Below are 25,247 nucleotides of genomic sequence, written 5' to 3'. Positions count from 1 at the left end.
GCGTGATCTTAATCCAAGTTGCAACCAAGTTTTGCGCGGTCTATATCACATTCATGACAGAACATGACAAAGCCAGTATTATCAAAATCGCACGTGCTGATGGGAAAAAAGCAGAACCGCTTGAACCATTAAACCTGGGCGCGCGCGTGCGTGATTTGCGCAAAGCGAAAAACTGGACGCTGGAACAAGCGGCACAACAGGCGGGATTGGCACGTTCCACATTGTCAAAAATCGAAAACGAACAAATGTCACCAACGTTTGAAGCGGTGAAAAAACTGGCCGAAGGATTGGATATTTCCGTTCCACAGCTTTTCACCCCGCCAAAAACCGATCAGGTAATGGCGCGTATGGCGATCACCAAAAATGGTGAGGGTAAACCGCATCTAACACCGACATATGAACATGAAATGTTGGCGGCAAGCATGACACAGAAAAGCATGTTGCCATATCGCGCCCGTGTGCGTGCACGCCGCGTTGATGAATTTGACGGCTGGGTACGCCATGATGGTGAGGAATTTTTATATGTGCTGTCGGGTGTCATTCAATTTTACACGGAACATTATGAACCCGTTGAAATGCGCCGCGGTGATAGCGTGTATTATGACGCTGCGATGGGGCATAACGTGATTTCCACGTCGCAAGAGGATGCGGTAATTTTGTGGGTAACAACTCTGAATTAGCCAAAAAAAACGCCCTCACGAAGAGGGCGTCAAGTATTGAGGCAGGTTTCATACAGGCAAGAAACCTATCGAGCAGTACAATATTTATAGGCGAGCCCCCGCCTTAGGCCAAGGAAAAAATTGAACAATTCCGTTTCAAGGCTATTATCAACCAAAAAACGAGCGATTCAATACAGGGATGTTGCGCAGATGACACGAAGAACGATCAACAATAAGCGACTCGCACTTGTTACAACGGCGGCGCTGTTGTTTGGGGGCATGGCATTGGCAGAACCAAAACATGGCATCGCTATGTATGGAGACCCTGCATTACCACCAGATTTTGTGTCATTACCCTATGCAAACCCAGATGCGCCACAAGGTGGGCGAATCGTTTTTGGGGATAAAGGGGGATTCGATTCGTTGAATCCGTACATCCTCAAGGGTCGCGCCCCATGGGGTGTGCGGGCGCATGTTGTCGAAAGCTTGCTTGGCCGAAGCTATGACGAACCATTCACACTGTATGGCCTGCTTGCAGAGAGTGTTGAAACAGGCCCCAATCGCGAATGGGTTGAGTTTACGCTGAACAAAAACGCCAAATTTTCCGATGGATCACCTGTTACAGTCGAAGATGTGATTTGGTCTTTTGAAACAATGGGAACCATTGGCCATCCACGATACCAAGGTTCGTGGCAAAAGGTCGAAAAAGTAGAACAGACAGGCGAGCATTCTGTCCGATTTACGTTTAATGTGGTTGATTTCGAAGCGCCGCTTATTTTAGGGCTACGCCCGATTTTGAAAAAGGCGGATTGGGAGGGGCGCGCATTTGATGAAAGTAGCCTAGATACATTCCACGGCTCTGGCCCCTATGTCATTGATAAATTCGAAGCTAACCGTTTCATTTCTTTCAAACGCAACCCCGATTATTGGGGTAATGATTTGGCCTTTAACAAAGGGCAGCACAACGCGGATGAATTGCGTTACGAATTTTATCAAGACGGCGATGTGATTTTCGAGGCGTTTAAATCAGGCGCCGCATCTTGGTATCGCGAGGGTAATGCGGGGCGGTGGGAAACACGTTATGATTTTCCCGCGGTCACGTCGGGCGATGTTGTGAAATCGACCATCCCACACGCGCGTCCATCGGGCTCCAAGGGGTTCGTGATGAACACACGGCGCGATATTTTCAAAGATTGGCGTGTGCGTGATGCGTTAATCCATGCATTCAATTTTGAATTTATCAATCAAACCACCAATGGTGGGGTTGAACCTCGTTCGACTTCGTATTTTTCAAATTCCGTTTTGGGTATGGATCACGGCGGCGCATCAGGTAAGGTTTTGGAATTACTTGAACCGTTTAAAGATGATTTGGTTCCAGGCACGATCGACGGTTATTCATTGCCCGTGGCACAAGGGGGCGAACGAAATCGTAAAAACCTGCGCGTCGCACAACAACAATTGGAAGCGGCGGGTTGGACAATTCAGGATGGTGTGTTGAAAAACGCCGCTGGTGATCCGTTTACATTTGATATTCTATTGAAAAATGGCGGTACGGTTGGCGGCATTCAAACCGAAGGTATCGTGAATATCTATCTTGATGCATTGAAACGGTTGGGGATTAGCGCCACCATTTCATCCATTGATGATGCGCAATATAACGAACGGCGCAATGCCTATGACTATGACATGATTTACAATTTCTATTATCTGTCGCTGTCACCGGGCAATGAACAAAAATTATATTGGGGGCGCGATGGCGTGACCGAGCAGGGAACCCGCAATTTCATGGGGATGGATAGCGCAGCCGCAGAGGCGATGATTGAATCGTTTTTGACCGCAGAAAACCAAGATGATTTTGTGGCTGGGGTCAAAGCGCTTGATCGGATCCTGACTGCGGGGCGCTATATGATCCCGCTTTGGTATTCCAAGGAATCCCGTATTGCCCACAAAAAAGAGCTGAAATACCCAGAACGCTTGCCGATGTATGGTGATTGGCAGGGGTTCCTGCCAGAGGTTTGGTGGGTTGAAGAATAGCGTTTAATGCATTGATAACGCCAAGTTTTATTGTCTTGGCGTTACTTGGCAATCAACAAAATCGCAATCGCGAACATTACAATTGCGATCCCAACATCCAAAACCCGCCATGTGCGCGGTGACCGCATAAATGGCGCGAGATATTTCGCGCCAAAACCAAGTGCGAAAAAGAATACGAATGATGCGGATACCGCGCCGAATGCAAAGCTTAACTTTTCATCCATTGCTGGGAATTTTGTTGAAATTGCACCGATCAGCGCAAGCGTGTCCAAATATACATGTGGGTTCAGCCATGTCACACCCGCAAGCGTGAACAACACTTGGCGCAAGGGCAGGGATCGCCCCGCCATTTCATTGGCATAATCTGATGTGGCCGCCGCATAAAGACGCATCGCACCGTAAACAAACAGAAATATCGCACCACCCCATGCCATTATTTTTGGCAAGGATGGGTATTGATCGACGATCGCCGAAAACCCTGCCACACCCAGTGCAATCAGAACCGCATCAGAAATGGCGCAAAACAAGACAACGGGTAAAACATGTGCCCTTGCTAAACCTTGGCGTAAGACCAATGTATTTTGTGCACCAATTGCCAAGATCAATGAAATAGAGGTGGAAAACCCCGTTAAACCTGCCGTGATCATTTCACGGCGGTTTTCTTGGTCACTGTGCGTGCGGTTTTCGCACTGCCATTTTTGATTTCACCATCTTTTGGTGGCATGACAAGCCCCGCAGAAATCACCAATTTCGCCGCTGCTTCGACATCCATATCCAAAACAACGACATCGGATTTTGGTACAAAGAGCAAAAAACCAGATGTTGGATTTGGTGTGGTAGGTAAAAACACGCTCATCATTTTTTCTTGGCCGGTCTTGGTTAGAATTTCACCCGAACTTTCGGTGGAAATAAACGCAATGGCCCAGATACCTTTGCGCGGGTATTCAACCAAACACGCCTTGTCGAAACTGGAATTGGACGAACTCGTCACCGTTTCAACGATTTGTTTCACCCCATTATAGATGGAGCGTACAACAGGCACACGATCGACCAAGCTTTCGCCAAAGCGGAGCAATTGACGCCCAAAAATCCCTTTGGCCAATGCACCAACAAATGTGGTGAAGATAAGAAATACAAACAACCCATAGCCGCGGATATTAGCATCAGTATAAGTGGCGGGGTTGTAAGCCTCTGGCACAAGTGGCAACACGCGGTTGTCCACGAACCCAACAAATGTCCATAACAAATAGATTGTCAGCGCCACAGGCAGCACCACAACCAACCCTGTTAAAAAATTATTGCGTAATCGTGCAAATAGTCCCGCACGTTTGGGGCGGGGGGCATTGCTAGGTTTTGGTTTTGCCATCAGTGCTAATGTATTTCGTTAAGTTTCATGCGTTACGTTATTTATTGTCTGTCTCGCCCGAATTGCAATGTGAATTTCCACCAAAGCGCGCCGATGGTGCTTATTTGTTCAAATAGGGGCTTGAACATATGATAATCTTGGCATAAACGGCGCAAATCAATCCACAGGCGGGGCTTGCGGGTGTTGGGGGAGAAATCCCTGATACTCCACCGGTTGGGCAAATTGCCCTTCGACCCCGCTGAGGCGAAACCGGAAAAGGAAAGTTACAATGGCTCTACCAGAGTTTTCATTGCGTCAATTGCTTGAAGCAGGCGTACATTTTGGCCACCAAACACATCGTTGGAACCCTCGCATGGACCAGTTTATCTATGGTTCACGCAATGGTATCCATATCATGGATCTGACACAAACTGTTCCCCTGTTGGATCAGGCGTTGTTGGTTGTTCAACAAACCGTTGCTAAAGGCGGTTCAATTTTGTTCGTTGGTACAAAACGCCAAGCAGCCAAAGCAATTGCAGACGCCGCAGAGCGTTCAGCACAATATTACATGAACCACCGCTGGTTGGGTGGCACGCTGACAAACTGGAAAACAGTTTCTAATTCAATCGCGCGTTTGAAACAAATCGACGAAAAATTGGAAAACGGCGCTGATGGTCTTACGAAAAAAGAACGTCTGGGCATGGAACGCGAGCAAACTAAATTGCAAGCATCTTTGGGCGGTATCCGCGAAATGGGCGGCACCCCAGATTTGATTTTTGTTATCGACACAAACAAAGAATCTTTGGCTGTGGCAGAAGCGAAAAAATTGGGTATCCCAGTGATCGCTGTTGTTGACTCTAACTCTGCACCAGATGGCATTGATTACCCAATCCCTGGTAACGATGACGCAGCGCGCGCAATTGGTCTTTACTGTGATTTGATCGCACGTGCGGCATTGGACGGCATGGCATCACAAATGGGTTCTGCGGGTATCGACGTTGGCGCATTGGAAGAAGCACCAATCGAAGAAATCGTAGAAGAAGCACCAGCCGCAAAAGCTGCACCAGCAGAAGAAGAAGCTGTTGAAAGCGCCGGTTCAAAACCACAATTGTTCACAGAAGCACCAGCAGACAAAGATGATTTGAAAAAAATCTCTGGCGTTGGTCCAAAACTGGAAGAAACAATGAACAAATTGGGCATCTACCAATTTGCACAAGTGGCATCATGGTCAAACGACGAAATCATGTGGGTTGATGACAATCTGTCATTCAAAGGCCGCATTGAGCGCGACGATTGGATCGGCCAAGCAAAAGAATTGATGGCTGGTTAAGCTGTCACATTACTGACATCAGGGGGCGATATAGCCCCCTCAATTCCGAACGAATTGGAGAATACAATGGCGATTACAGCTGCATTGGTAAAAGAACTGCGTGAACTGTCAGGTGCTGGCATGATGGACGCGAAAAAAGCACTTGTTGAAAACGATGGTGACGTCGAAGCATCCATGGATTGGTTGCGCACCAAAGGTTTGGCAAAAGCTGCTAAAAAATCTGGTCGTACTGCTGCCGAAGGTTTGGTTGGCGTAAAGGTCGAAGGCGGCGTTGGCGTTGCGGTTGAGGTGAACTCCGAAACTGACTTCGTTGGTAAAAATGCTGACTTCCAAAAAATGGTGAACGGTATTGTTGCTGCGGCCGTAAATGTTGACGACGTTGATGCGCTGAAATCAGCGGATGTAAACGGCAAAACTGTCGAAGACACAGTAACAGATGCGATCGCAACAATCGGTGAAAACATGACTGTGCGTCGTATGGCCAAGGTTACTGGCGATGTTGTGGGTTCATATATCCACACTGCTGCCGCTGATGGCTTGGGCAAAATCGGTGTCTTGGTTGCGCTGAAAGGCGGCGACGAAGCAACTGCGAAACAAATCGCAATGCACGTTGCGGCAACAAACCCTGCATCCTTGTCCGAAGAAGATCTTGATCCAGCCGTGATCGAGCGTGAAAAAACAGTTTTGACTGAACAAGCACGTGAATCTGGCAAGCCTGACAATATCATCGAAAACATGATCAAAGGCCGTATCAAAAAGTTCTACTCCGAAGTGACCTTGGTTAACCAAGCATTCGTGATGAACCCTGACGTGACTGTTGGCCAAGCTGCCAAAGACGCAGGTGCCGAAATTGTTTCATTTGTACGCCTCGAAGTGGGCGAAGGCATTGAAAAAGTAGAAGAAGATTTCGCAGCAGAAGTTGCAAAAACAATGGGTGGCTAATTCTCCCAACGTTTAAATCGAAAAAATTAAGCCCAGCATTACGCTGGGCTTTTTTTATGAAAATTTGTTTTGTGCCACACGCTGGCGAATGAAAAATCTTTAAATATGTGTTGCGTAGGGTCTTTGAACCGGGAGTGTCAGGACCCCACGCAGAAAGAGGAAGCGAATGGCCCTAGGAAAGCCGTGTGCTCTGTGTCCCTCTGGGCGTATTGCTAACGTTTTTGCGCTGCACAAAAAGTGACAAACCGCACATTTATCTGCATTTGCTTTCCCTTGGGTCAATTAATGATCACGCCTTGCGCGGCACAGCCAAAAATGGTTGCGTGATGAAAAAAACGGGAATCAACATGCAAACTGCTGCTGAACTTTTGGTGAAATGTCTTATCGCTCAAAAATCTGATGTAATTTATGGCGTACCCGGGGAAAGCTATCTTTCGGTGTTGGATGCGCTTTATGATCAAAAAGATGCGATAAATTTCATCACCACACGACACGAGGGTGGGGCGGCGTTTATGGCAGAGGCTTATGGCAAATTCACAGGCCAACCCGGCATTTGTTTTGTCACGCGTGGACCTGGTGCAACGAATGCAAGCATTGGTGTGCATACCGCCATGCAAGATTCCAGCCCGATGATCCTGTTTATTGGTCAAATCGGGCGGGACATGCGCGAACGAGAAGCGTTCCAAGAAATTGATTATCGCGCATTCTTTGGGCCCATTGCGAAATGGGTCACGGAAATTGACGATCCTGATCGTATCCCTGAAATTATCGCGCGCGCTTACTGCACCGCAATGTCAGGGCGCCCAGGCCCCGTTGTCATCGCCTTGCCAGAGGATATGTTACGAGAAGTAACCGAAAAAACGGTTCCACCTGCGATAAGCATCGCAAAACCTAGCCCGTCTGCGCAAGACATCGAAACGATTCAATCTGCGTTGCAAAATGCCAAACGGCCGTTGATTATGGTTGGTGGCGGTGGCTGGGATAGGCAAGGGCGCCTTGATCTACAACAATTTGCTGAATCCGCCAAAATACCAGTGATCTGTGGTTTTCGTAATCAGGATTTGATGGACAACAGTTCAGCGCAATATATCGGTGATGCATCGTTTGGAAAATCAGATGCGATGAAAACATGCATCGCACAATCAGATTTGATTTTGGTTATAAATCAACGATTTGGCGAGGTTGTCACAGATGGTTGGGAATTGTTTGATCTGCCAACACCGACGCAAAAAATCATTCACACACATATATCGCCAGACGAATTAGGTAAGGTTTATCAATGCGATACACATATTAATTCATGTCCTAATATCTTGGTTTCACAGCTTTTGTATTGTAATATAAATTGCCAATGGGCCGAATGGATGAATGAATGTCGCACGGGGTATCATGACGCGCGTCAATTACCGGAAACCATTGGTGCGGTTAATCCTGCACAGATTTGTGATGCGCTGAATGGATTGCTGGATAATGATGCAATTATCACCAACGGCGCTGGAAATTTCGCAATTTGGCACAGTAAGTATTTGAATTTTAATCATAATCGCCGGCTTATTGCGCCACAATCAGGTGCCATGGGCGCAGGGTTTCCATCCGCGATTGCAATGAAATCCATCCATCCCAAACGCCAAGTGATTTGTTTCGCTGGTGATGGTGATTTTCAGATGACATGCAACGAGCTTGGCACAGCCATGCAAAATGATCTGAAACCCGTTGTGATCATCTTTAATAACGGAAGTTATGGCACGATCCGAATGCACCAAGAAGGCAAATATGCCAATCGCATTAGCGGTACAGAACTTCAAAATCCAAATTTCAAAGACATTAGCAACGCATATGGTTTTGACTATCAACTGGTCACCAAAACTTCGCAATTTATTACAGCGTTTCAAAAGGTTAGCGAACAAGGTGGTATCATTGAGTTGACCATAGATATTCGTGATATCGCGCCAAATAAGCGTTTAGGCTAGGTTTTAGTATCTATTAAATTAACATAATATGTATTATGGGATTATTGCATGCCTGATATAACTGCTTCACATCACGGCACCTATTGGCCAAGGAACGAATTCATTATCGCCTAATCCCAGCATTTCTGACTTGGTTAATTGACCTGACGCAGTTGCACGGATTGCGTCAAAAATTTCACGTCCTTTGTCGTGAATGCTCACGCCATTTGAAATGACATCTCCTGCGTTCAAATCCATATCGTCATGCATTTGTGCAAATAAACGATCAGAGGTTGCCAACTTAATTGTTGGTGCAGGTTTAGATCCAAATGCCGATCCCCGCCCCGTGGTAAACACCACAATCTGTGCACCACCTGCGATTTGGCCTGTGACGGATACGGGATCATATCCAGGTGTGTCCATAAACACAAAACCAGCACCGCTGATTTTTTCGGCATAATCATAGACAGCAGTTAACGGTGTTGATCCAGCTTTGGCCGCGGCGCCCAGTGATTTTTCAAGAATTGTAGTAATCCCGCCCTGTTTGTTCCCAGGGCTTGGGTTATTGTCCATCGAGCCGCCATTTTGCGCGGCATAGGTTTCCCACCATTTGATTTGCGAAATCAATTGTTGCGCAACATCATTGGACGCTGCGCGGCGCAAAAATAACTGTTCCGCGCCATAAATTTCGGGCGTTTCGGAAAGAATTGCCGCCCCGCCCTCTGCAACGATTAAATCGCTGGCGATGCCCAATGCTGGGTTGGCTGTGATTGATGAAAACCCGTCTGATCCGCCGCATTGCAATGCAACGCGCAGTTTAGACATGGATTGTTTGCTGCGCTTTGCCGTGTTCACATCGGGCAAAATTTCGCAAACATGTGCCTTGATTTGGTCAATGGTTGTGCGTGTACCACCAGATTCTTGGATCGTTAATGCCCGAAACCGTTCGCCGCCAGTTTTGCCAAATTTCGTTTGCATGCGTGCGATTTGCATAACCTCGCACCCCAATCCGACAAAAATTGTTGCCCCGACATTTGGATGCGTTGCATGGCCCCACAACACGCGATCAAGAATATCAAACCCGCGCCCATCCGATGCCATGCCGCATCCAGAACCATGTGCAAATGCCACAACACCATCCACATTTTCATAACGATCCAACATACCGCTGGATTCCAGTTCAAATGCGGCCTTTCGAATGACGGTTGCGGAACAATTCACCGTGGCGATAAGCGCGATATAATTGCGCGTACCCACCTGCCCGTCTGCACGTGCATATCCATTAAACGTAGCACCGGTTGGCGCTGGCACCGCGGCGTTTGCGATGTCTAAATCCGCACCAATTTCATAATCTTGCGCAGTTTGCGCAAACTGACAGTTATGCACATGCACATGTTGCCCAGTTGCGATATCTTGGGTTGCAATCGCGATGAATTGCCCAAATTTTAATATGTGTTCCCCTTTTGGGATATCACAGCGTGCGATTTTGTGCCCAGTTGGAATAATGTTTTGTAATGTGTTGCCGCAATTTAGCGGGTCATCTCCGATATTACCACGCGTGGTTAATACCACCACATTATCGTTTGGGTGTAACAGGATTGGGTCAGACATGTGACAACGCGCGCATTACACCGCGTAATTCGGCCAATCCACGTAACCGCCCAACAAGCGGATACCCAGGGATATATTCGCGATCAGCATCAGAAAGAATATGATGGCCATGATCTGGTCTGAACGGGATTTGATAATCGCTACGGCCCATTTCACGCCGGCGCGATTGTTCATCAAGCAACACTTTGATCAATGCGATCATATCGGTGTCGCCGTCCAAATGCGGCGCTTCTTCGAATGATCCGTTTGGTTCGCTGCGCACATTACGCAGATGGGCAAAATGAATGCGATCAGCAACATTTGCGGCAATTTTTGGAATGTTATTTTGCGGGTTTGCACCCAATGAACCTGAACAAAGCGTTACGCCATTGGCAGGATTGTCATGAGCCTTCATGATCCATTCCAAATCCTCAGCAGTTGAAACAATACGTGGGAGCCCAAGGATATCTCGCGGCGGATCATCTGGATGCACGCAAAGTTTAACACCGTTTTCCGCGGCGGTTGGCACCACCTCGTCCAGAAAACGTTTGTAATTTTGGCGCAAAACGTTGCGATCAATTCCCTGATATTGCGCCAAGGCATCATTAAGCCCTGCAACATCGTAACGATCAAATGCACCTGGCATGCCCGCCATAATTGCGTCAAGCAATTCATCCTGATCAGATTGGCTTGATCGATCAAACCAATGTTTTGCAGCAATGACCACGCTTTCATCATAATCCGCTTCGGCGTTTTTTCGCGCCAGCATATGAATTTCAAATGCCGCCATTTTCACCGCGTCAAACCGAAGACATGTTCCACCGCCCAAAACGGGTGCAGTTAAATCAGTGCGCGTCCAATCCAATAGCGGCATAAAATTATAGCAAATCGTTTTTACACCGTGATCGGCAAGGTTCACAATTGATTGGCGATAATTGGAAAACAAGGTGCTCAGATCACCGTCACCGCGTTTAATCCGTTCATGCACGGGTAAACTTTCGACCACTGCCCAATGAAAGCCAGCGCTCTTGAACTGATCATTTCGCGCTTGGATTTGATCATTTGGCCATACCTCGCCGTAAGGGATATTGTGTAATGCGCTTACGATTCCACGCGCACCAGTTTGTGCGATCTCTGACAATGAAATCAGATCATATTCACCATACCAACGCCAGCATTCGATCATGTTGTCTCCTTTTGAATTGCGTTTCTTGCACCGCGTTCCCAAATCTGCTCCGCCGCATTGGCAATGGGGGATTTTAATTTTTCAGCCAGTGTTTGTGGGAAAATTTCGCGCATTGATAATAGTGCCGTTGCCTTTGCCGACGGGGTCGAGTGCATTTGGCAAACATCATGTAATGTCGCGGCCATTGGGTCGCGCACATCAATTGCACGGCCCAGTTCGTCCGATCCAGATACATATCGCATCCATGCCGCCACTGCGAGGAATAGCGCGGTATTATCGCGACCAGATTCCAGATTTTCCGTGATTGTCCCCAATAATCGTTGGGGGAGCTTTTGGCTCCCGTCCATGGCGATTTGCCACGTTTTATGGCGGATTGTGGGATTGCGATAACGCGCAAGCAAAGCGTCGGCATAATCGGCAAGGTTCACACCGTTTGGCGCGATCACCGTTGGAATAATTTCGGCCCAAAGAGCACGTGCAAATTTTGCAAAAACGGGATCGGCGATAGTATCCGCAATCGTTTCGTGCCCCGCAAGGTATCCCGTATATGCAAGCGCTGAATGTGTACCATTTAACATGCGCAGTTTCATATGTTCATGTGCGGTCACATCTGCCACCATTTCCGCCCCAGCAGCGGCGAAATCTGGGCGGGTGTTGGCGACAAAGTTATCTTCAATTGCCCATTGCGAAAATGGTTCATGCATCACTGGTGCGGCGTCAAATTTGCCCGTGATCTTTGCCACGCGTTCAATGTCCGCATCTGTGGTGGCGGGTGTGATACGATCCACCATTGTTGATGGAAAACAACATTCCGATTTAATCCAATCCGCAAATGTTGGGTCAATTAGTTCAGCAAATTCCAACACCAATCCCCGCACCAATTTTCCGTTTTCTGGCAAATTATCACAGGTTAAAACCGTGAACGGTGGAGTTTGCGCGTTATTTCGAATTTGCAGCGCACGAAACAAATAGCCAATGGCGGATTTCGGCGTTTCGTTTTCCAGATCATGTTTGATATCGGGATGTGCTATGTTTAACCGACCCGTTGCAGGATTATGGCAATATCCTTTTTCGGTAACGGTCAATGATACAATTTTGATATTCGGGTCCGCCATTGCATTCAAAACCGCATATGGGTTTTCAGGGGCAACAAGAACGTTGTTCAAAACCTCGATCACGCGAGTTTCTTCGCCGTTTGGGCCAAGGCTCACGGATGTGTATGCCCAATCTTGTGGTCGCAACGCATCCGCGGTGCGCGAACTTTGTAATGATACGCCGACAACCCCCCAATCCCCACCAGAGGCCGCCATTGCATCCGCAATATATACACAGCCAAACGCGCGAAAAAATGCACCTAACCCCAGATGAACCACGCCCGCTTTAGGACGTGTTGCACCAACGGGTTTTAAACGATCAACGGGCAAGCCAACCCCCATCAACATTTAATACCGCGCCGTGCACATAGCGTGCGGCTGGGCTGCAAAGATATACAGCGGCACCGGCGATATCAGATGCCTGCCCCCATCGCCCTGCTGGGATACGATCCAGAATTGCTTTGTTGCGCACAGGATCGTTTTGCAAATCCGTGGTGTTGTTGGTTTCGATATATCCAGGAGCAATTGCGTTGACGTTTATGCCCTGCGCCGCCCATTCATTGGCAAGCAATTTAGTAAGCCCCGCAACCCCGTGTTTTGATGCGGTATAGGATGGCACGCGAATGCCGCCTTGGAATGACAGAAGCGATGCGATGTTGACCACCGCACCCTGTGCATTGCGATTTACCACCGATTTAGCGAATGCTTGGGTTGTGAAAAACAACGCCTTTAGGTTCACATCCATCACATCGTCCCAATCGGATTCGGTGAAATCAAGCGCATCATTGCGGCGAATGATGCCAGCATTATTCACAAGAATATCGATGTTTTGGTTTTGAAATAAATCCTGCCCCGCCATTGGGTCGGAAAAATCCACCAATATGGATGACGCAGCGCCGCCCATATTGGTGATGTGTTCAACGGTTTCACCACATTCGCGTCGCCCGGCACAAACCACCGTGGCACCAGCGTTTGCCAGACCAATGGCAATTGCCTGTCCAATGCCAGTATTTGCGCCTGTTACCAAGGCCGTGCGATCCGATAATGAAAATGGATTGCTCACCGTAAATCCTCCATCGCGACTATATCCATATCGGTGAAATCAATATTATCGCCAGCCATCGCCCAGCAAAATGTATAAGACGACGTTCCAGCGCCTGAATGAATTGACCAAGGCGGTGAAATCACTGCCTCTTCATTTGCCATCACGATATGGCGGGTTTGGGTTGGTTCACCCATAAAATGAAAAACTCTTTGATCATCAGGAATGTCAAAATAAAGATACGCTTCCATGCGTCGATCATGCAGATGTGCAGGCATGGTATTCCAAACAGAACCTTGTTCAAATTGCGTATATCCCATCGAAAGCTGACAGGTTTGGCACACATCAGGGTGCAAAAACTGAATGATGACCCGTTCGTTGGCGGTCTCACGTGCACCCATTTCAACACGGCGCGCATCGGATGGTTTGATCACGCGTGTGGGAAAGGTTTGATGCGCTGGTGCGGATAACACATAAAACCGCCCGTCCCCGTTAAATTCAACGGCGCCTGCGCCCATGCCGATGTATAGAACCTCTCCGTTATTAAGCGTGTGTTCAACCCCCTCCACAACGATTTGACCCGTAGCGCCGATGTTTAAAATACCCATTTCGCGACGATCAAGGATTGATGGCGTTCCGGTGGCCGCGACATTATCTAGCACAAGTGTTTTGCCATTTGGCACGGCAGACCCAAGGATAAGGCGATCATAATGGCTGTAAACCAAATTGATTTCACCTTCTTTGAACAATCCGCCCACATGGAAATGGTCGCGTAATTGTTCAGTGTCCAGTGATTTGGCCGATGCGGGATCTATTGCGTGTCTTACTTGAGTTTTGAGCATGAATATCTCTCTTTTTATGTGAATTTGAATGTCAGAGCCGGTACGCTTGTTTTGCAAGCCGATATGCAAGGTCATATGAAACTTCGCGTGCGTCATTTTCCGCCAGTCGCCCAGTGGCAACCAAGGTCGCCAAAAACGCGCTATCAACTCGGCGTGCAACATCATGGCGTGCAGGTATGGAACAAAACGCACGCGTATCGTCATTAAAGCCAACAGTGTTATAAAAACCCGCAGTTTCCGTTGCCATTTCGCGAAACCGCATCATGCCCTCGTAACTGTCATGAAACCACCACGGCGGGCCAAGTTTTAATGCGGGATAAACCCCCGCAAGTGGTGCCAGTTCACGTGCGTAGCTGGATTCATCAAGTGTAAACACAATGATTGTTAGGTCTGGTTCTCCACCCACCGCATTCAACAAAGGTTTCAACGCATTTACATAATCAGTGCGCGATGGGATGTCGTAACCTTTGTCGCGGCCAAACTTTGTAAAAATGGCATCGGAATGATTGCGAGCGGCCCCTGGGTGGATCTGTAACACCAATCCATCGTCAAGGCTCATTCGCGCCATTTCGGTTAACATATGTCCGCGAAATGCATCGGCCTCGTCCGCGGAACATTCGCCACGCAGCGCTTTGTCAAACAGGTTTGCGGCAACACTTGGGTCAAAATTTTCGGTGCGCGCGGTTGGATGCCCGTGATCGGATGAGGTTGAACCAAATGATTTGAAAAACGCACGGCGATTGCGATGTGCAGCCAGATACCCCTGCCAAGTGGTTGTATCTTCGCCAGCCATTTCACCCAGTTTTTGCACATTGTCGGCAAAGCCATCAAATTCGGGATCAATTACCGCATCTGGGCGGTATGCGGTCACTACTTTGCCGCCCCACCCGCTTTGTTGGATCAATTTGTGCCACTTGAGGTCATCAATTGCGCTTTCGGTGGTGGAAATTGCCTCGATATTAAATTGTTCGAACAGGGCACGTGGGCGAAACGCATCTTGTGTTAAACAATTATCGATGTGGTCGTAAATTTCGTCGGCTGTTTCTGCCGATAATGGTTTATAAATGCCGAACACTTCTTGTAATACGTGATCCACCCAAATACGCGATGGTGTAGCGCGAAACAGATAGTAGTTTTCCGCAAATAGTCGCCAAATTTTGCGTGGGTCTTGTTCCGTTTTGCCCCCATCTTCGCGTGGAACGCCCATTGCTTCTAATGGTATGCCTTGGGAATGTAGCATGCGAAACACGTAGTGATCTGGTGTGACCAACAATTGTGCGGGATCAGAAAAGGGTTTGTTTTCTGCAAACCAACGCGGATCGGTGTGCCCATGTGGGCTAATTATCGGCAAGTCACAAATATCGTCATATAGCGAACGTGCCAAGTTTCGCACGGCAGGATCCGTTGGGAACAAGCGATCTTTATCAAGCAACATATCATTGTCCCCTTTTCGGTCATTAATGCGGGTCTTGCCCATCTGTAACTGATATCCTAGTTTGACAAAAACATCATGTCAACTAATAACCCAGTTGATAGATGCGGGAATTACTGTATAATCAAAATACGAAATTAGTGAAAAAAAGGCCAAGCAATCGATGAGTGGAAATACACATAAAACACAAACCGCTTTGCCGCTTTCAACCATTCATCATACCCCTACTCCAACGGTGGCAGATCAAGTTTTTGATGAATTACAAAAACATATTTTGACATTAGAGCTCCCGCCAAGCACAAAAATTTCAGAAACCGAAGTCGCCAATAAAATGGGCGTATCGCGCCAACCCGTGCGCGAGGCATTTAAAAGATTGGCAAAATTGGGTTTCTTGGAAATCCGTCCGCAAAGCGGCACAAAGATTAGCCTGATTTCAGAAGAATCCGTGCTTCGCGCACGGTTCATTCGCATCGCGTTAGAGGTGCACACCTGTCAGGCCGCTTGTGATCGGCTTACCCCTGATGGGATCAAACAATTGCGTGACTTGATCGAGCTGCAACGCGCCGCGGTAAGTGCGAATGATCGTGTTACCTTTCACAAGTTAGACGATGAATTTCATCAAAAAATTTGTGTTCTGGCAGATGTTGGTTACGTCTGGGATTTAATTCGTGACAGCAAGGCCCATATGGACCGTATCCGTATGTTATCACTTAACGAAACATCGCAACGTTTTGCACTTGAAGAGCATATTGAAATTGTTGATGCAATTGCCGCGCAGGATACGGAGATTGTCGCACAAGTTGTTAAAAAACATCTAAGCAGGATTTTGACTTTGATCGAAGAAATCAAAGCCACCAATCATAGTTGGTTTACAGATGGTCAGCCGTGACAGTTGAACGAAACCCTATCGCATAACCCGCAAACCATCATTGTCAAATTCAAACGCCTGATCCTCATCATAGGTTAGCGAAACTTTGGCACCAACATCCATCGCATGTTGACCAAATAAACGCACAGTGATCGGTTCATTGGTATCGGTGCGCACAAGAAGGTTTGTATCGCTTCCTAAATTTTCAATATGGGTAATTTTCCCTGTTATTTTTCCGCCTTTGGCGACACGCAAATGTTCGGGGCGAATGCCAATCGTTCCCCCCTGCCCATCTGGTTTGTTCAAAAAATTCATTGCAGGCGAGCCAAGGAAACCCGCGACAAATTTATTTGCTGGATTGTTATAAAGCTCCATCGGGCTTCCGACTTGTTCAATCCGCCCATCGCGGAGCACCACGATTTTATCGGCCAAGGTCATCGCCTCGGTTTGATCATGGGTAACGTAAACCATGCTGGCGCTTAATGTGCGATGGAGTTCGGCGATTTCAATCCGTGTGTTCATGCGCAATGCCGCATCTAGATTTGACAGTGGTTCATCAAACAAAAACAGTTTTGGTTCACGCACAATTGCGCGCCCAATTGCAACACGTTGGCGCTGTCCGCCAGACAATTCCGCAGGATGGCGATCTAGATAATCATTAAGCGATAAAATCTCACTCGCCTTTTGTACGCGTGTTTCTATTAAATCTTTGGGTTGTTTTTCCTGCTTTAAGCCAAGCGACATATTCGCCTTGACGCTGAGATGGGGATATAAAGCATAAGATTGAAAAACCATTGCAATGCCACGGCGTGACGGTGGTGTGTCGTTCACCTGTTCACCTGCAATAAATACCGAACCTTTTGTTGCATCCTCTAGCCCCGCAATCACCCGCAAGAGCGTTGATTTCCCGCAACCAGATGGGCCAACAAAAACGACGAATTCACCGTCTTCGACCGTAAGGTTAATATCCTTTAACACATCAACCGAACCAAAGGATTTATAGACATTTTCAAGTTTAAGTGCGGGCATTATTCAAAGTCTCCTAACTGGATAATTTTTCCAGAACGGATGCTTTCATCCGCTGCCAGACAAATTTTAAGCGATTGCACCGCATCATTCATATGGGCAGACAAATCGATATTGTTCTGAATTGCATTGATCACAAACGCCTGTTCGCGATCGCATAATTCTTGGTGGCCGGGTTCGTCTGGCATGGTGATTGTTTCATCGCCATCGATGCGATGCACAAGGATGGAACCAACGCGTGTATGCCCTTCGACATCATCCGAATGAATGTCGGATTTATCCACGATAGACACGGCGCCATTTGGCGAAACGATATCTTTGACGAAATGGGCGGTGTTGGACATCATCGGGCCCCACCCTGCTTCGTACCACCCAACGGACCCATCGGCAAAACGCACCTGAAGCTGGCCGTAGTTATACATATCAGGCGCAATTTCATCTGACAGGCGCAATCCAATGCCATGGACGCTAACGGGTTCTGAAATGGCAATCTGGCACATCACATCAACGTAATGCACACCACAATCAACGATGGGTGATGTTGTTTGCATCAATGCCTTGTGTGTATCCCACGTATCCCCCGATGATTGCTGGTTCAGGTTCATGCGAAATACATATGGCCCGCCCAATGCGCGCGCTTGTTCTACCAATTGAATCCAGCTTGGGTGGTGGCGCAGGATATAACCAACCACCAATTTTCGCCCCAATTTTTGCGCCGTTTCAACAACGCGTTTTGCATCCGAGACATTGGTGGCAAGTGGTTTTTCCACGAATACATCTGCACCCGCATTCATCGCCGCAATGGCGTAATCTGCATGGCTGTCAGAATAACTGGCGATGCAGACCAGATCAGGATTGCATGTGTCCAGTGCGGTTTTGAAATTAGAATAGAATGGAACCTTGGTTAGGGTTTCGGGCAATGTGACCTTGCTACGGTTCACAACCCCAACCAATTCGACATCGCTGTTTGCTTGCAGCGCGAGCGCATGGCTCTGCCCCATATTACCAAGGCCAATAACAATCGCGCGGATCATTTCACTGCTCCTGATGTGATGCCACGAATTAGCTGGCGTGAAAACACAACGTAAAGCGCCATAACAGGCAGGATCGCCAATGAAAGCGCGGATAATACCGCGTTCCAGTCGGTCACGAATTGGCCGATGAACACTTGGCTGCCAAGGGTAAGTGTCTTCACCTCTTCTGCGGGGGCAAGGATCAATGGGAACCACAGATCATTCCAAATCGGGATCATGTTAAACACTGCCACTGTTGCCATTGCTGGGCGCACCAGCGGCAATACCAGATTGAAAAAGATGCGATATTCAGACAACCCATCAATGCGCCCTGCATTTTTCAAATCATCCGAAACCTGTTTCATAAATTCGCTAAGGATAAATACCGCGAGCGGCAAACCTTGGGCGGTGTAAACCAAGATGAGCGCCCATAACGTGTTGACCAAACCTGTGGCCACCATCATATCCAAAATCGCGACGGTGCCGATACGGATCGGAATCATGATCCCAAGCGCGAGGTAAAGCCCCATCAAGGTATTCCCCTTAAACCGATATTCCGCCAAGGCAAAGGCGGCCATCGCGCCAAATAACAGGATGAAAAATAACGACACCACGGTGACGATCATCGAGTTTTGGAAATAAAGGAAAAAATCCCCCTGTTTTAAAACCGTTTCATATCCAACCATGCTAAACGTGTCAGCATTTGGTAATGCGAGCGGTTCGCGAAAAATCGCACGGCGTGTTTTAAAGCTATTGATAACAATAACAAAAACGGGGAATAGCGCGATCAATGTATAGGCGATCAACGCAGCATGCGCGGCAATCACATTGGTTTTGTTATGGCGAGCTTTGTTCATAACCGACCCCTAAAATTGATAGCGCCGCATGCGGCTTTGAATTGCGAACAGGTAAATACACACCCCAACTAAAATGATGGCGAACATCGCGGATGCAATCGCTGATCCCATATGCGGATCACCCAATTGCAATTGGAACCCAAAGAATGTGCGATACATAAATGTACCCAAAATATCAGTGGAAAAATCAGGTCCGGCCAGCGCGCCTTGGGCGGCATAGATTAGGTCGAATGCATTGAAATTGGCCACGAACGTCAGGATCGAAATAATGCCGATGCTGGGTAATATCAGGGGCAGTTTGATTTTCCAAAATGCCGCCGCGCCTGTGATACCGTCACATTCCCCTGCTTCCAAGATTTCCTCTGGGATGGAGAGCAACGCGGCATAGATCAACATCATTGGGATACCGACAAATTGCCATACGGATACCAGCGATAATGTGGTTAACGCATATGCCTCGCGCCCCAACCACGGCGCATAAAGCGATTTTAATCCAACTGCATCCAACATTCCCGGCGCGATGCCCCAAATCGGTGACAGGATCAATTTCCACGCAAATCCGACAATCACAAATGACAGGATTGTGGGGATGAAAATGGCGGAACGATAAAAGCTGGCAAAACGTAGTTTCGGATGCGACAGGATTGCCGCAAGCAAAATACCAATCGGATTTTGCACCAGCATATGAATGATAAAAAACCAGAAATTGTTACCAAGCGCATTCCAAAACTGTTTTGACCAATTTTCATCGCCAAACAGAGTTTTGAAATTCTCAAGGCCAACAAATTCGCGGGCTTGGGCAACCTCGCTATAAAGCGAGAGGCGCAATGTATTGAACAGCGGATAAATCATCACGGCCGTGTAAACCAGCACCGCGGGTGCCAAAAACACAAAGATATGCCATTTGATACGCGATGGTTTTTGTGTGCTGTTCATGCTGTTCCCCTGTTGATTGGCTTGGGCGAATACACCGCCCAAGCCGTTGTGATTAAACGCTTATTGTTGTGGTGCGTACCAGCTTGCCAAACCTTTTTGCAAACGTTCGCCCGCGGCTTCTGGTGTTTCGTTCCCACGGATTACAGCAACGGATGCATTCCATGTTTCGTTTTCCAAATTTGGCGTGCCACGTGACAGGATTTGATATGTGGATCGAATGGATGATTCACATTTTGAACGCCAGCTTACGAATTCTTGTGCAAGCGGATCCTCCATGCCAACCTCGTGGTTTGACAATGAAAAGAAACCCGGCAACGCATTGGCATAGATTTTCGCAAACTCTGCAGAACCAACCCAGTTAAGAAATGTTTTCGTTTCCTCTGGATGGGCGGTTTTCGCATTCATGCCAATCGCAATATCGGTGTGATCGGAAATGTAGCACGTGTCACCCGCTGCCTGTACCGGTGGATTAAACGCACCCATTTCAAAATCGACCAGATTATTGAAGCCTGAAATTTCCCATGAACCAGCGGGATAGATTGCCGCGCGGCCCAGTGTGAAAATGTTCTGGCTGTCTGGATATGTTTGCGCTTCGTAACCATCACCCAGATATGCGCCCCATTTTGCAAGCTGGCTAAATGGTGCAACCCATTGTGGATCGGTTAGCTTTTGATCGCCATTGATCAATGCAAGACGGCCCTCTTCGCCTTTCCAATAATTTGGGCCAATGTTGTTGTAGCCCATTGTTGCCGCTTCCCATTGGTCGTTGGTGCCCATCGCCATTGGAATGTAATTGCCGTCTTCTTTGATTTTTTCTAACGCTGCAAAAAATTCGGCTTCGGTGCTTGGAACTTCGACACCAACCTCTGAAAACGCATCTTTGTTGTAGATAAAGCCGTGGATCACAGATGCCATTGGCACACAGAATGTTGCGGAACCATCATCGGTGCTCCAGCCTGATTTGGCGACATCAGAAAAATTATTCATGCCATCAAGATCAGACAGATTTGCCAAATGACCCGCATCATATAATGCAAGTGATGCGTCAAACGGGCGACATGTCACCAGATCCCCCGCGGAACCTGCATCCAATTTGGAATTCAGAACTGCGTTATATTCAGCAGGTGCCGATGGGGTAAATTTGATTTTAATACCTGGATTTGCGGCCTCGAACGCGGGAATGATCTGTTCTTGCCAAATAGCCAAATCATCGTTGCGCCAGCTTTCGATGGTTAATGTCACATCCTGAGCCATGGCATTTGTGCATAACACAGTGGTGGCAAGCAAACTGCCGGTAATTGTACGTTTTAACATTGTGGTCTCCCTTATGTTTGTGCGGTTTTCGCAGCATTTAATGCCAGCAAACAATCGGCCATTCGCGGCCCATAGGTTGCAAGCAGTTTATTCACCTCGGATGCTGGGCATCCTTTGGCAATTAGAATTGCGTGTTTGGTGTTTCCATTGGCGATATCCATTGCGTGCGCTGCATCCTGTGGTGATACATGGGCAATGGAACAAATGATATTTACAGCGCGCTGTCGCAGCTTGGCATTGTCAGCGATCAAATTGATCATCTGGCCATCATGAACATGCCCAAGCAAAATCCCCGCCTGTGTTGATATGAAATTAAGCGCAACCTTTTGCGCCGTTCCCGCCCCCATGCGGGTTGATCCTGCCAGTGCCTCTGGCGGGGTACGCAAGCAAATCGCGATATCCGCGATGTTAAGCAATCTGGTATCTGGGTTATTGGCAATACCAATAACCGCAATGTTTTTTTCCTTGGCGGCATTGGCAATTTCACATGGGAATGGCGTGGTTCCACTGGCGCTAATGGCAATGATGCAATCGTTTTGGTGCATCGCATTTACGATTTCTTGTGCGCTGGAAATATCATCCTCTGTATTACCTGGCATTTGACCATTTGTGGGGACGCCACCAGCCATATGGATGCGAATTTGATCTTGTGAAATGCCAAATGTTCCGGGCAATTCAGCGCCATCTGCAAGCGCCATTAACCCCGAACTGCCCGCCGCAACGTAATGGATTGTGCCACCTGACTGAATGGTTTTTGCGACCTGTTCGCTTGCAAGGATGATCTCTGATGCGACATGTTCAATTGCATCCAGCGATTTTCGTTGCACGTCTAACATGATGGTCAAAGCACGCATTGGCGCAACGGCATCAATGTGCATATTTGAATTGGCGATCTGTTCAGTTTGCGGCAGCAATGTCGAATCTCCTTATTCCAAAAATAATACCTTTATAATACCTATTGTCGAGTCATTTTTAAAAACGGCAGATTTTCGCAGAATTACTTAAGTAAAATCAATATCCTTTCAATCTAAAAAGCCCCGATAGCCGATATGGATTTCAATTTTGGGCTTCACATCTCAACAAAGGTATTATAAAGGTATTACATGAGTGATTCACAAAAACCATATATTCTGGCGGTTGACGGTGGCGGTTCTGGCTGTCGTGTGGCCATTGCTGATTGTGATGGAAACCGGCTTGGCGGCGCTATTGGTGACGCGGCAAATGTAGCATCAAACCTTGATTCAGCATGTGTGAATGTCGCCGCTGCGATCAATGCTGCATTAAAAGATGCACATCTGGATCATCATGCCACGCCCAATATTTGCGCCCATTTTGGTTTGGCGGGCTATATGGATGAAAAGCAAGGCCAGATTTTGCGAAAAAAATTCAAATTTCACAAACTGTCATTAACCGATGATCGACCCACCACTGTTTTGGGTTCGCTTGGCGGACAAGATGGATATGTGATCGGCATTGGAACGGGAACGTTTTGTGGGGCGTCAAATGCTGGGCAAATGCATTTTGTTTCTGGACGCGGGTTTTATATTTCCGATCAGGCATCTGGCGCATGGCTTGGCCGTCGATCGCTTGAAATTGTTGTGCAATGTGATGATAAAATCTTGGTACACTCCCCCCTAACCCAATCTTTGCTAGCGCAATTTAATAACATCAACGCGATGGTGAAATTTAGCGTCACCGCAACCCCACGTGATTACGCACGCTTTGCACCCGATATTATTCGCGCCGCCAGCAATGACGATCAACATGGCCGTGCATTGATGAATGAAGGGGCTGCGTATTTGCGATCTGCGCTTACTACGCTTGGATATCAATCGGGCGAGCGTTTGGTTTTAACTGGCGGTGTTGGGCCAAGCTATTTGGAATACCTTGGCAAACCGTTCAACACAAATATTACAAAACCATTGGGCGATGCGCTTGATGGTGGGTTGGCGATGGCACACAAATTGGTTTTGCAATCAAACGAGGCCTGCGCATGACTGTTGCAAAATATCTTGCGCCTGAAAAATGGCTCACGCCTGATGGGGGGCCACGTTATTTACAGCTTCGCAATCGGTTGTCGTCTGGAATAGCTGATGGCATTTTGCAACCATCAAGCCCGCTTCCACCTGAACGCGAAATTGGTGCGATCACTGGATTATCACGTGTCACCGTGCGGAAAGCCATTCAAACATTGGCACAAGACGGGCAGATCATTCAAAAACAAGGATCAGGTTCGTTCGTTGCACCAGATCAATCGCGCATCGAACAATCATTGTCACGCCTGACATCATTTAGCGAAGACATGGAACGGCGCGGATTAAATTCAACATCACGCTGGTTGGACAAGGGAATATACATGCCCTCCCCGGCAGAGGTGTTATCGCTGGCACTGGCACCTGATGCATCAGTTTCGCGCATGACACGACTGCGAACCGCTGATGAGCGCCCGATGGCGATTGAACGCGCATCACTTCCAACAGAAATCCTGCCTGACCCCGAATTGGTTCAGGGATCATTATACGAGTTGCTGGAAACATATGGGCGTCGTCCAATACGCGCATTGCAAAAAATTTCTGCAATCAACGTCATCGGCGAAAATTGCGAATTGCTGGAAATGGAACAAGGCGCTGCGGGGCTTCAAATTGAACGCATGTCCTATCTTGCGGATGGGCGCGTAGCGGAATTTACACAATCAATCTATCGCGGGGATGCCTATAACTTTGTGGCGGAATTGCGATTAGCAAAGGAATGAAACTTTGACGAAATCACAAACCCAAATGCGGCGCGAAATATTGGAATTGCCCGTCGCTGTTGATCGTCTGTTAACGCATGGTGAACCTGAAATTGCGCGTGCTGCGGATGTTTTACGTGACCATGACCCAGCATATATCGTCAGTGTTGCACGTGGATCTTCCGATCATGTTGCTACTTATTTCAAATATGCGACAGAATTATTATTGGGCATTCCCGTGGCATCGGTTGGGCCATCGGTTGCGTCGGTTTACAAGCGCCAAATGGCGCTGAAAAACAGTGCCTGTATTTCAATTTCACAATCAGGCAAAAGCCCAGACATTGTTGAATTGGCACGTATGGCAACCGCCGCTGGCTCCACGTCCATTGCGTTAACAAATCATGCGGATTCACCATTGGTACAGGTTAGCGATTTTACCTTGGACATCCACGCAGGCGCGGAGCTAAGCGTTGCCGCGACCAAGACATTTGTAAACTCTGCTGTTTCGGCAATTTGGTTATTGGCAAAATGGTCAAAAGACGCTGATCTGGAAAAGGCGATTAAAAACTTGCCCCAAGCATTAGAACGCGCCGTCCAAGAGGATTGGTCCGATCTGCGCAAGGCAATTGGAACACGCAATTCATTATTCTGTTTGGGGCGCGGACCATCCTATGCCATTTCCAATGAGGCGGCATTGAAATTCAAAGAAACCTGTCAAATCCACGCTGAATCCTATTCTTCGGCAGAGGTGTTACATGGCCCCGTTTCTATTGTTGATCAAGGGTTTCCAGTGATCGCGATGGCCGCGCATGATGCGGCGGAACCTGCCCTTGCATCTGTTGCCGACGAAATCGCGCAAAAAGGTGGTGTTGTATTTTCAACTAGTGGTCTGGTGAAACACGCAACGCCATTAAATGTGGTGCGCAGCGGGCATGCATTGACCGATCCCATCGTCATGATTGCACATTTTTATGCAATGGTGGAAAAGGTTGCCGCTGCACGTGGGATTAACCCCGATGCACCACGCCATTTGAAAAAAGTAACGGAAACAGTTTGA

General features: G+C 47.8%; 22 protein-coding genes and 1 pseudogene. 9 read left to right on the top strand and 14 right to left on the bottom strand.

All coding sequences use genetic code 11. From position 1 onward, the window contains the following. Positions 1 to 53: 53 nt before the first annotated feature. Complete coding sequence (locus BFP76_RS10415; RefSeq protein WP_099593390.1) at positions 54 to 680, top strand: helix-turn-helix domain-containing protein; 627 nt, start codon at positions 54 to 56, stop codon at positions 678 to 680. Positions 681 to 869: 189 nt separating this feature from the next. Further along, a complete protein-coding gene (locus BFP76_RS10410; protein ID WP_420818668.1) occupies positions 870 to 2,693 on the top strand; it encodes an extracellular solute-binding protein in 1,824 nt (607 codons plus the stop codon). 41 nt (positions 2,694 to 2,734) lie between these two features. On the opposite strand, the gene BFP76_RS10405 is transcribed toward BFP76_RS10410, so the two are convergent. Both BFP76_RS10405 and BFP76_RS10400 read right to left on the bottom strand, forming a co-directional pair. Continuing rightward, a complete protein-coding gene (locus BFP76_RS10405; protein ID WP_205661409.1) occupies positions 2,735 to 3,340 on the bottom strand; it encodes a LysE/ArgO family amino acid transporter in 606 nt (201 codons plus the stop codon). Further along, positions 3,337 to 4,059 (bottom strand): DUF502 domain-containing protein, encoded by a 723-nt coding sequence (locus BFP76_RS10400; protein WP_099593388.1) that lies wholly within the window; start codon positions 4,057 to 4,059, stop codon positions 3,337 to 3,339. Before BFP76_RS10400 ends, BFP76_RS10405 begins: the two co-directional genes overlap by 4 nt. 268 nt (positions 4,060 to 4,327) lie before the next feature. Here BFP76_RS10400 and rpsB point away from each other — a divergent pair. From rpsB to BFP76_RS10385, 3 genes and pseudogenes are all read left to right on the top strand, one after another. Continuing rightward, positions 4,328 to 5,098, top strand: a pseudogene (rpsB, locus tag BFP76_RS10395) (30S ribosomal protein S2); the annotation flags it as partial. Positions 5,099 to 5,434: 336 nt separating this feature from the next. Further along, positions 5,435 to 6,310 (top strand): translation elongation factor Ts, encoded by an 876-nt coding sequence (gene tsf / locus BFP76_RS10390; RefSeq protein ID WP_099593384.1) that lies wholly within the window; start codon positions 5,435 to 5,437, stop codon positions 6,308 to 6,310. A gap of 326 nt (positions 6,311 to 6,636) precedes the next feature. After that, the gene (locus tag BFP76_RS10385; RefSeq protein ID WP_240514028.1) at positions 6,637 to 8,280 is read left to right on the top strand and encodes a thiamine pyrophosphate-dependent enzyme; all 1,644 of its coding nucleotides are present in this window, start codon (positions 6,637 to 6,639) and stop codon (positions 8,278 to 8,280) included. Positions 8,281 to 8,346: 66 nt separating this feature from the next. Here BFP76_RS10385 and BFP76_RS10380 read toward each other — a convergent pair whose 3' ends face one another. From BFP76_RS10380 to uxaC, 6 genes are read right to left on the bottom strand one after another with little or no spacing between them, the layout of a single operon-like run. After that, the gene (locus BFP76_RS10380) at positions 8,347 to 9,870 is read right to left on the bottom strand and encodes a UxaA family hydrolase (RefSeq protein WP_099593382.1); all 1,524 of its coding nucleotides are present in this window, start codon (positions 9,868 to 9,870) and stop codon (positions 8,347 to 8,349) included. Further along, a complete protein-coding gene (gene uxuA / locus BFP76_RS10375) occupies positions 9,863 to 11,035 on the bottom strand; it encodes a mannonate dehydratase (RefSeq protein WP_099593381.1) in 1,173 nt (390 codons plus the stop codon). Before uxuA ends, BFP76_RS10380 begins: the two co-directional genes overlap by 8 nt. Then, the gene (locus BFP76_RS10370; protein ID WP_205661441.1) at positions 11,032 to 12,471 is read right to left on the bottom strand and encodes a mannitol dehydrogenase family protein; all 1,440 of its coding nucleotides are present in this window, start codon (positions 12,469 to 12,471) and stop codon (positions 11,032 to 11,034) included. Before BFP76_RS10370 ends, uxuA begins: the two co-directional genes overlap by 4 nt. Beyond that, the gene (kduD, locus tag BFP76_RS10365) at positions 12,449 to 13,192 is read right to left on the bottom strand and encodes a 2-dehydro-3-deoxy-D-gluconate 5-dehydrogenase KduD (RefSeq protein ID WP_099593376.1); all 744 of its coding nucleotides are present in this window, start codon (positions 13,190 to 13,192) and stop codon (positions 12,449 to 12,451) included. Before kduD ends, BFP76_RS10370 begins: the two co-directional genes overlap by 23 nt. Then, positions 13,189 to 14,013: a 5-dehydro-4-deoxy-D-glucuronate isomerase gene (gene kduI, locus BFP76_RS10360; protein WP_099593374.1), complete on the bottom strand. Its 825-nt coding sequence runs from the start codon at positions 14,011 to 14,013 to the stop codon at positions 13,189 to 13,191. The genes kduD and kduI overlap by 4 nt, the downstream gene beginning before the upstream one ends. Before the next feature lie 31 nt (positions 14,014 to 14,044). Then, positions 14,045 to 15,448 carry a glucuronate isomerase gene (gene uxaC, locus BFP76_RS10355; protein ID WP_099593373.1) on the bottom strand — a complete coding sequence of 468 codons (1,404 nt, stop codon included), beginning with the start codon at positions 15,446 to 15,448 and terminating at the stop codon, positions 14,045 to 14,047. A 160-nt stretch (positions 15,449 to 15,608) separates the two neighbouring features. Between uxaC and BFP76_RS10350 the strand changes: the two genes are divergently transcribed. Next, positions 15,609 to 16,334 carry a GntR family transcriptional regulator gene (locus BFP76_RS10350; RefSeq protein WP_099593371.1) on the top strand — a complete coding sequence of 242 codons (726 nt, stop codon included), beginning with the start codon at positions 15,609 to 15,611 and terminating at the stop codon, positions 16,332 to 16,334. A 15-nt stretch (positions 16,335 to 16,349) separates the two neighbouring features. Here BFP76_RS10350 and BFP76_RS10345 read toward each other — a convergent pair whose 3' ends face one another. The 6 genes from BFP76_RS10345 to BFP76_RS10320 are packed head-to-tail and all read right to left on the bottom strand — an operon-like array spanning position 16,350 to position 22,373. Then, positions 16,350 to 17,342, bottom strand: coding sequence for an ABC transporter ATP-binding protein (locus BFP76_RS10345; protein ID WP_099593369.1), 993 nt, complete (start codon positions 17,340 to 17,342; stop codon positions 16,350 to 16,352). Further along, entirely contained in the window at positions 17,342 to 18,373 is a 1,032-nt protein-coding gene (locus tag BFP76_RS10340) for a Gfo/Idh/MocA family protein (protein WP_205661408.1), read from the bottom strand. Before BFP76_RS10340 ends, BFP76_RS10345 begins: the two co-directional genes overlap by 1 nt. After that, positions 18,370 to 19,209 (bottom strand): carbohydrate ABC transporter permease, encoded by an 840-nt coding sequence (locus tag BFP76_RS10335; RefSeq protein ID WP_099593367.1) that lies wholly within the window; start codon positions 19,207 to 19,209, stop codon positions 18,370 to 18,372. Before BFP76_RS10335 ends, BFP76_RS10340 begins: the two co-directional genes overlap by 4 nt. Before the next feature lie 9 nt (positions 19,210 to 19,218). Then, positions 19,219 to 20,145 carry a carbohydrate ABC transporter permease gene (locus BFP76_RS10330; protein WP_099593365.1) on the bottom strand — a complete coding sequence of 309 codons (927 nt, stop codon included), beginning with the start codon at positions 20,143 to 20,145 and terminating at the stop codon, positions 19,219 to 19,221. Between the two features lie 60 nt (positions 20,146 to 20,205). Then, a complete protein-coding gene (locus BFP76_RS10325; RefSeq protein WP_099593363.1) occupies positions 20,206 to 21,459 on the bottom strand; it encodes an ABC transporter substrate-binding protein in 1,254 nt (417 codons plus the stop codon). A gap of 11 nt (positions 21,460 to 21,470) precedes the next feature. Continuing rightward, positions 21,471 to 22,373 (bottom strand): N-acetylmuramic acid 6-phosphate etherase, encoded by a 903-nt coding sequence (locus BFP76_RS10320; protein WP_240514027.1) that lies wholly within the window; start codon positions 22,371 to 22,373, stop codon positions 21,471 to 21,473. A gap of 189 nt (positions 22,374 to 22,562) precedes the next feature. Here BFP76_RS10320 and BFP76_RS10315 point away from each other — a divergent pair, with 189 nt between their 5' ends. Genes BFP76_RS10315 through BFP76_RS10305 form a run of 3 tightly spaced genes read left to right on the top strand, consistent with a single transcriptional unit; the run spans position 22,563 to position 25,247 of the window. Then, positions 22,563 to 23,456: a glucosamine kinase nucleotide-binding domain-containing protein gene (locus BFP76_RS10315; protein ID WP_099593361.1), complete on the top strand. Its 894-nt coding sequence runs from the start codon at positions 22,563 to 22,565 to the stop codon at positions 23,454 to 23,456. Next, positions 23,453 to 24,211 (top strand): GntR family transcriptional regulator, encoded by a 759-nt coding sequence (locus BFP76_RS10310; protein ID WP_099593359.1) that lies wholly within the window; start codon positions 23,453 to 23,455, stop codon positions 24,209 to 24,211. The genes BFP76_RS10315 and BFP76_RS10310 overlap by 4 nt, the downstream gene beginning before the upstream one ends. 4 nt (positions 24,212 to 24,215) lie before the next feature. Next, on the top strand, positions 24,216 to 25,247 hold the full coding sequence (locus BFP76_RS10305; RefSeq protein ID WP_240514026.1) for an SIS domain-containing protein: 1,032 nt from the start codon (positions 24,216 to 24,218) through the stop codon (positions 25,245 to 25,247).

Origin of the sequence: Paramylibacter kogurei (assembly GCF_002742285.1) — a bacterium.
Lineage (GTDB): Bacteria > Pseudomonadota > Alphaproteobacteria > Rhodobacterales > Rhodobacteraceae > Amylibacter > Amylibacter kogurei.
This window is presented reverse-complemented; position numbering and strand designations above follow the sequence as displayed.

Coding starts and splice junctions, on each gene's coding strand:
- BFP76_RS10415 (WP_099593390.1), top strand. CDS start 54: ATGACAGAACATGACAAAGCCAGTATTATCAAAATCGCACGTGCTGAT.
- BFP76_RS10410 (WP_420818668.1), top strand. CDS start 870: ATGACACGAAGAACGATCAACAATAAGCGACTCGCACTTGTTACAACG.
- BFP76_RS10405 (WP_205661409.1), bottom strand. CDS start 3,340: ATGATCACGGCAGGTTTAACGGGGTTTTCCACCTCTATTTCATTGATC.
- BFP76_RS10400 (WP_099593388.1), bottom strand. CDS start 4,059: ATGGCAAAACCAAAACCTAGCAATGCCCCCCGCCCCAAACGTGCGGGA.
- tsf (WP_099593384.1), top strand. CDS start 5,435: ATGGCGATTACAGCTGCATTGGTAAAAGAACTGCGTGAACTGTCAGGT.
- BFP76_RS10385 (WP_240514028.1), top strand. CDS start 6,637: ATGAAAAAAACGGGAATCAACATGCAAACTGCTGCTGAACTTTTGGTG.
- BFP76_RS10380 (WP_099593382.1), bottom strand. CDS start 9,870: ATGTCTGACCCAATCCTGTTACACCCAAACGATAATGTGGTGGTATTA.
- uxuA (WP_099593381.1), bottom strand. CDS start 11,035: ATGATCGAATGCTGGCGTTGGTATGGTGAATATGATCTGATTTCATTG.
- BFP76_RS10370 (WP_205661441.1), bottom strand. CDS start 12,471: ATGGGGGTTGGCTTGCCCGTTGATCGTTTAAAACCCGTTGGTGCAACA.
- kduI (WP_099593374.1), bottom strand. CDS start 14,013: ATGCTCAAAACTCAAGTAAGACACGCAATAGATCCCGCATCGGCCAAA.
- uxaC (WP_099593373.1), bottom strand. CDS start 15,448: ATGTTGCTTGATAAAGATCGCTTGTTCCCAACGGATCCTGCCGTGCGA.
- BFP76_RS10350 (WP_099593371.1), top strand. CDS start 15,609: ATGAGTGGAAATACACATAAAACACAAACCGCTTTGCCGCTTTCAACC.
- BFP76_RS10345 (WP_099593369.1), bottom strand. CDS start 17,342: ATGCCCGCACTTAAACTTGAAAATGTCTATAAATCCTTTGGTTCGGTT.
- BFP76_RS10340 (WP_205661408.1), bottom strand. CDS start 18,373: ATGATCCGCGCGATTGTTATTGGCCTTGGTAATATGGGGCAGAGCCAT.
- BFP76_RS10335 (WP_099593367.1), bottom strand. CDS start 19,209: ATGAACAAAGCTCGCCATAACAAAACCAATGTGATTGCCGCGCATGCT.
- BFP76_RS10330 (WP_099593365.1), bottom strand. CDS start 20,145: ATGAACAGCACACAAAAACCATCGCGTATCAAATGGCATATCTTTGTG.
- BFP76_RS10325 (WP_099593363.1), bottom strand. CDS start 21,459: ATGTTAAAACGTACAATTACCGGCAGTTTGCTTGCCACCACTGTGTTA.
- BFP76_RS10315 (WP_099593361.1), top strand. CDS start 22,563: ATGAGTGATTCACAAAAACCATATATTCTGGCGGTTGACGGTGGCGGT.
- BFP76_RS10310 (WP_099593359.1), top strand. CDS start 23,453: ATGACTGTTGCAAAATATCTTGCGCCTGAAAAATGGCTCACGCCTGAT.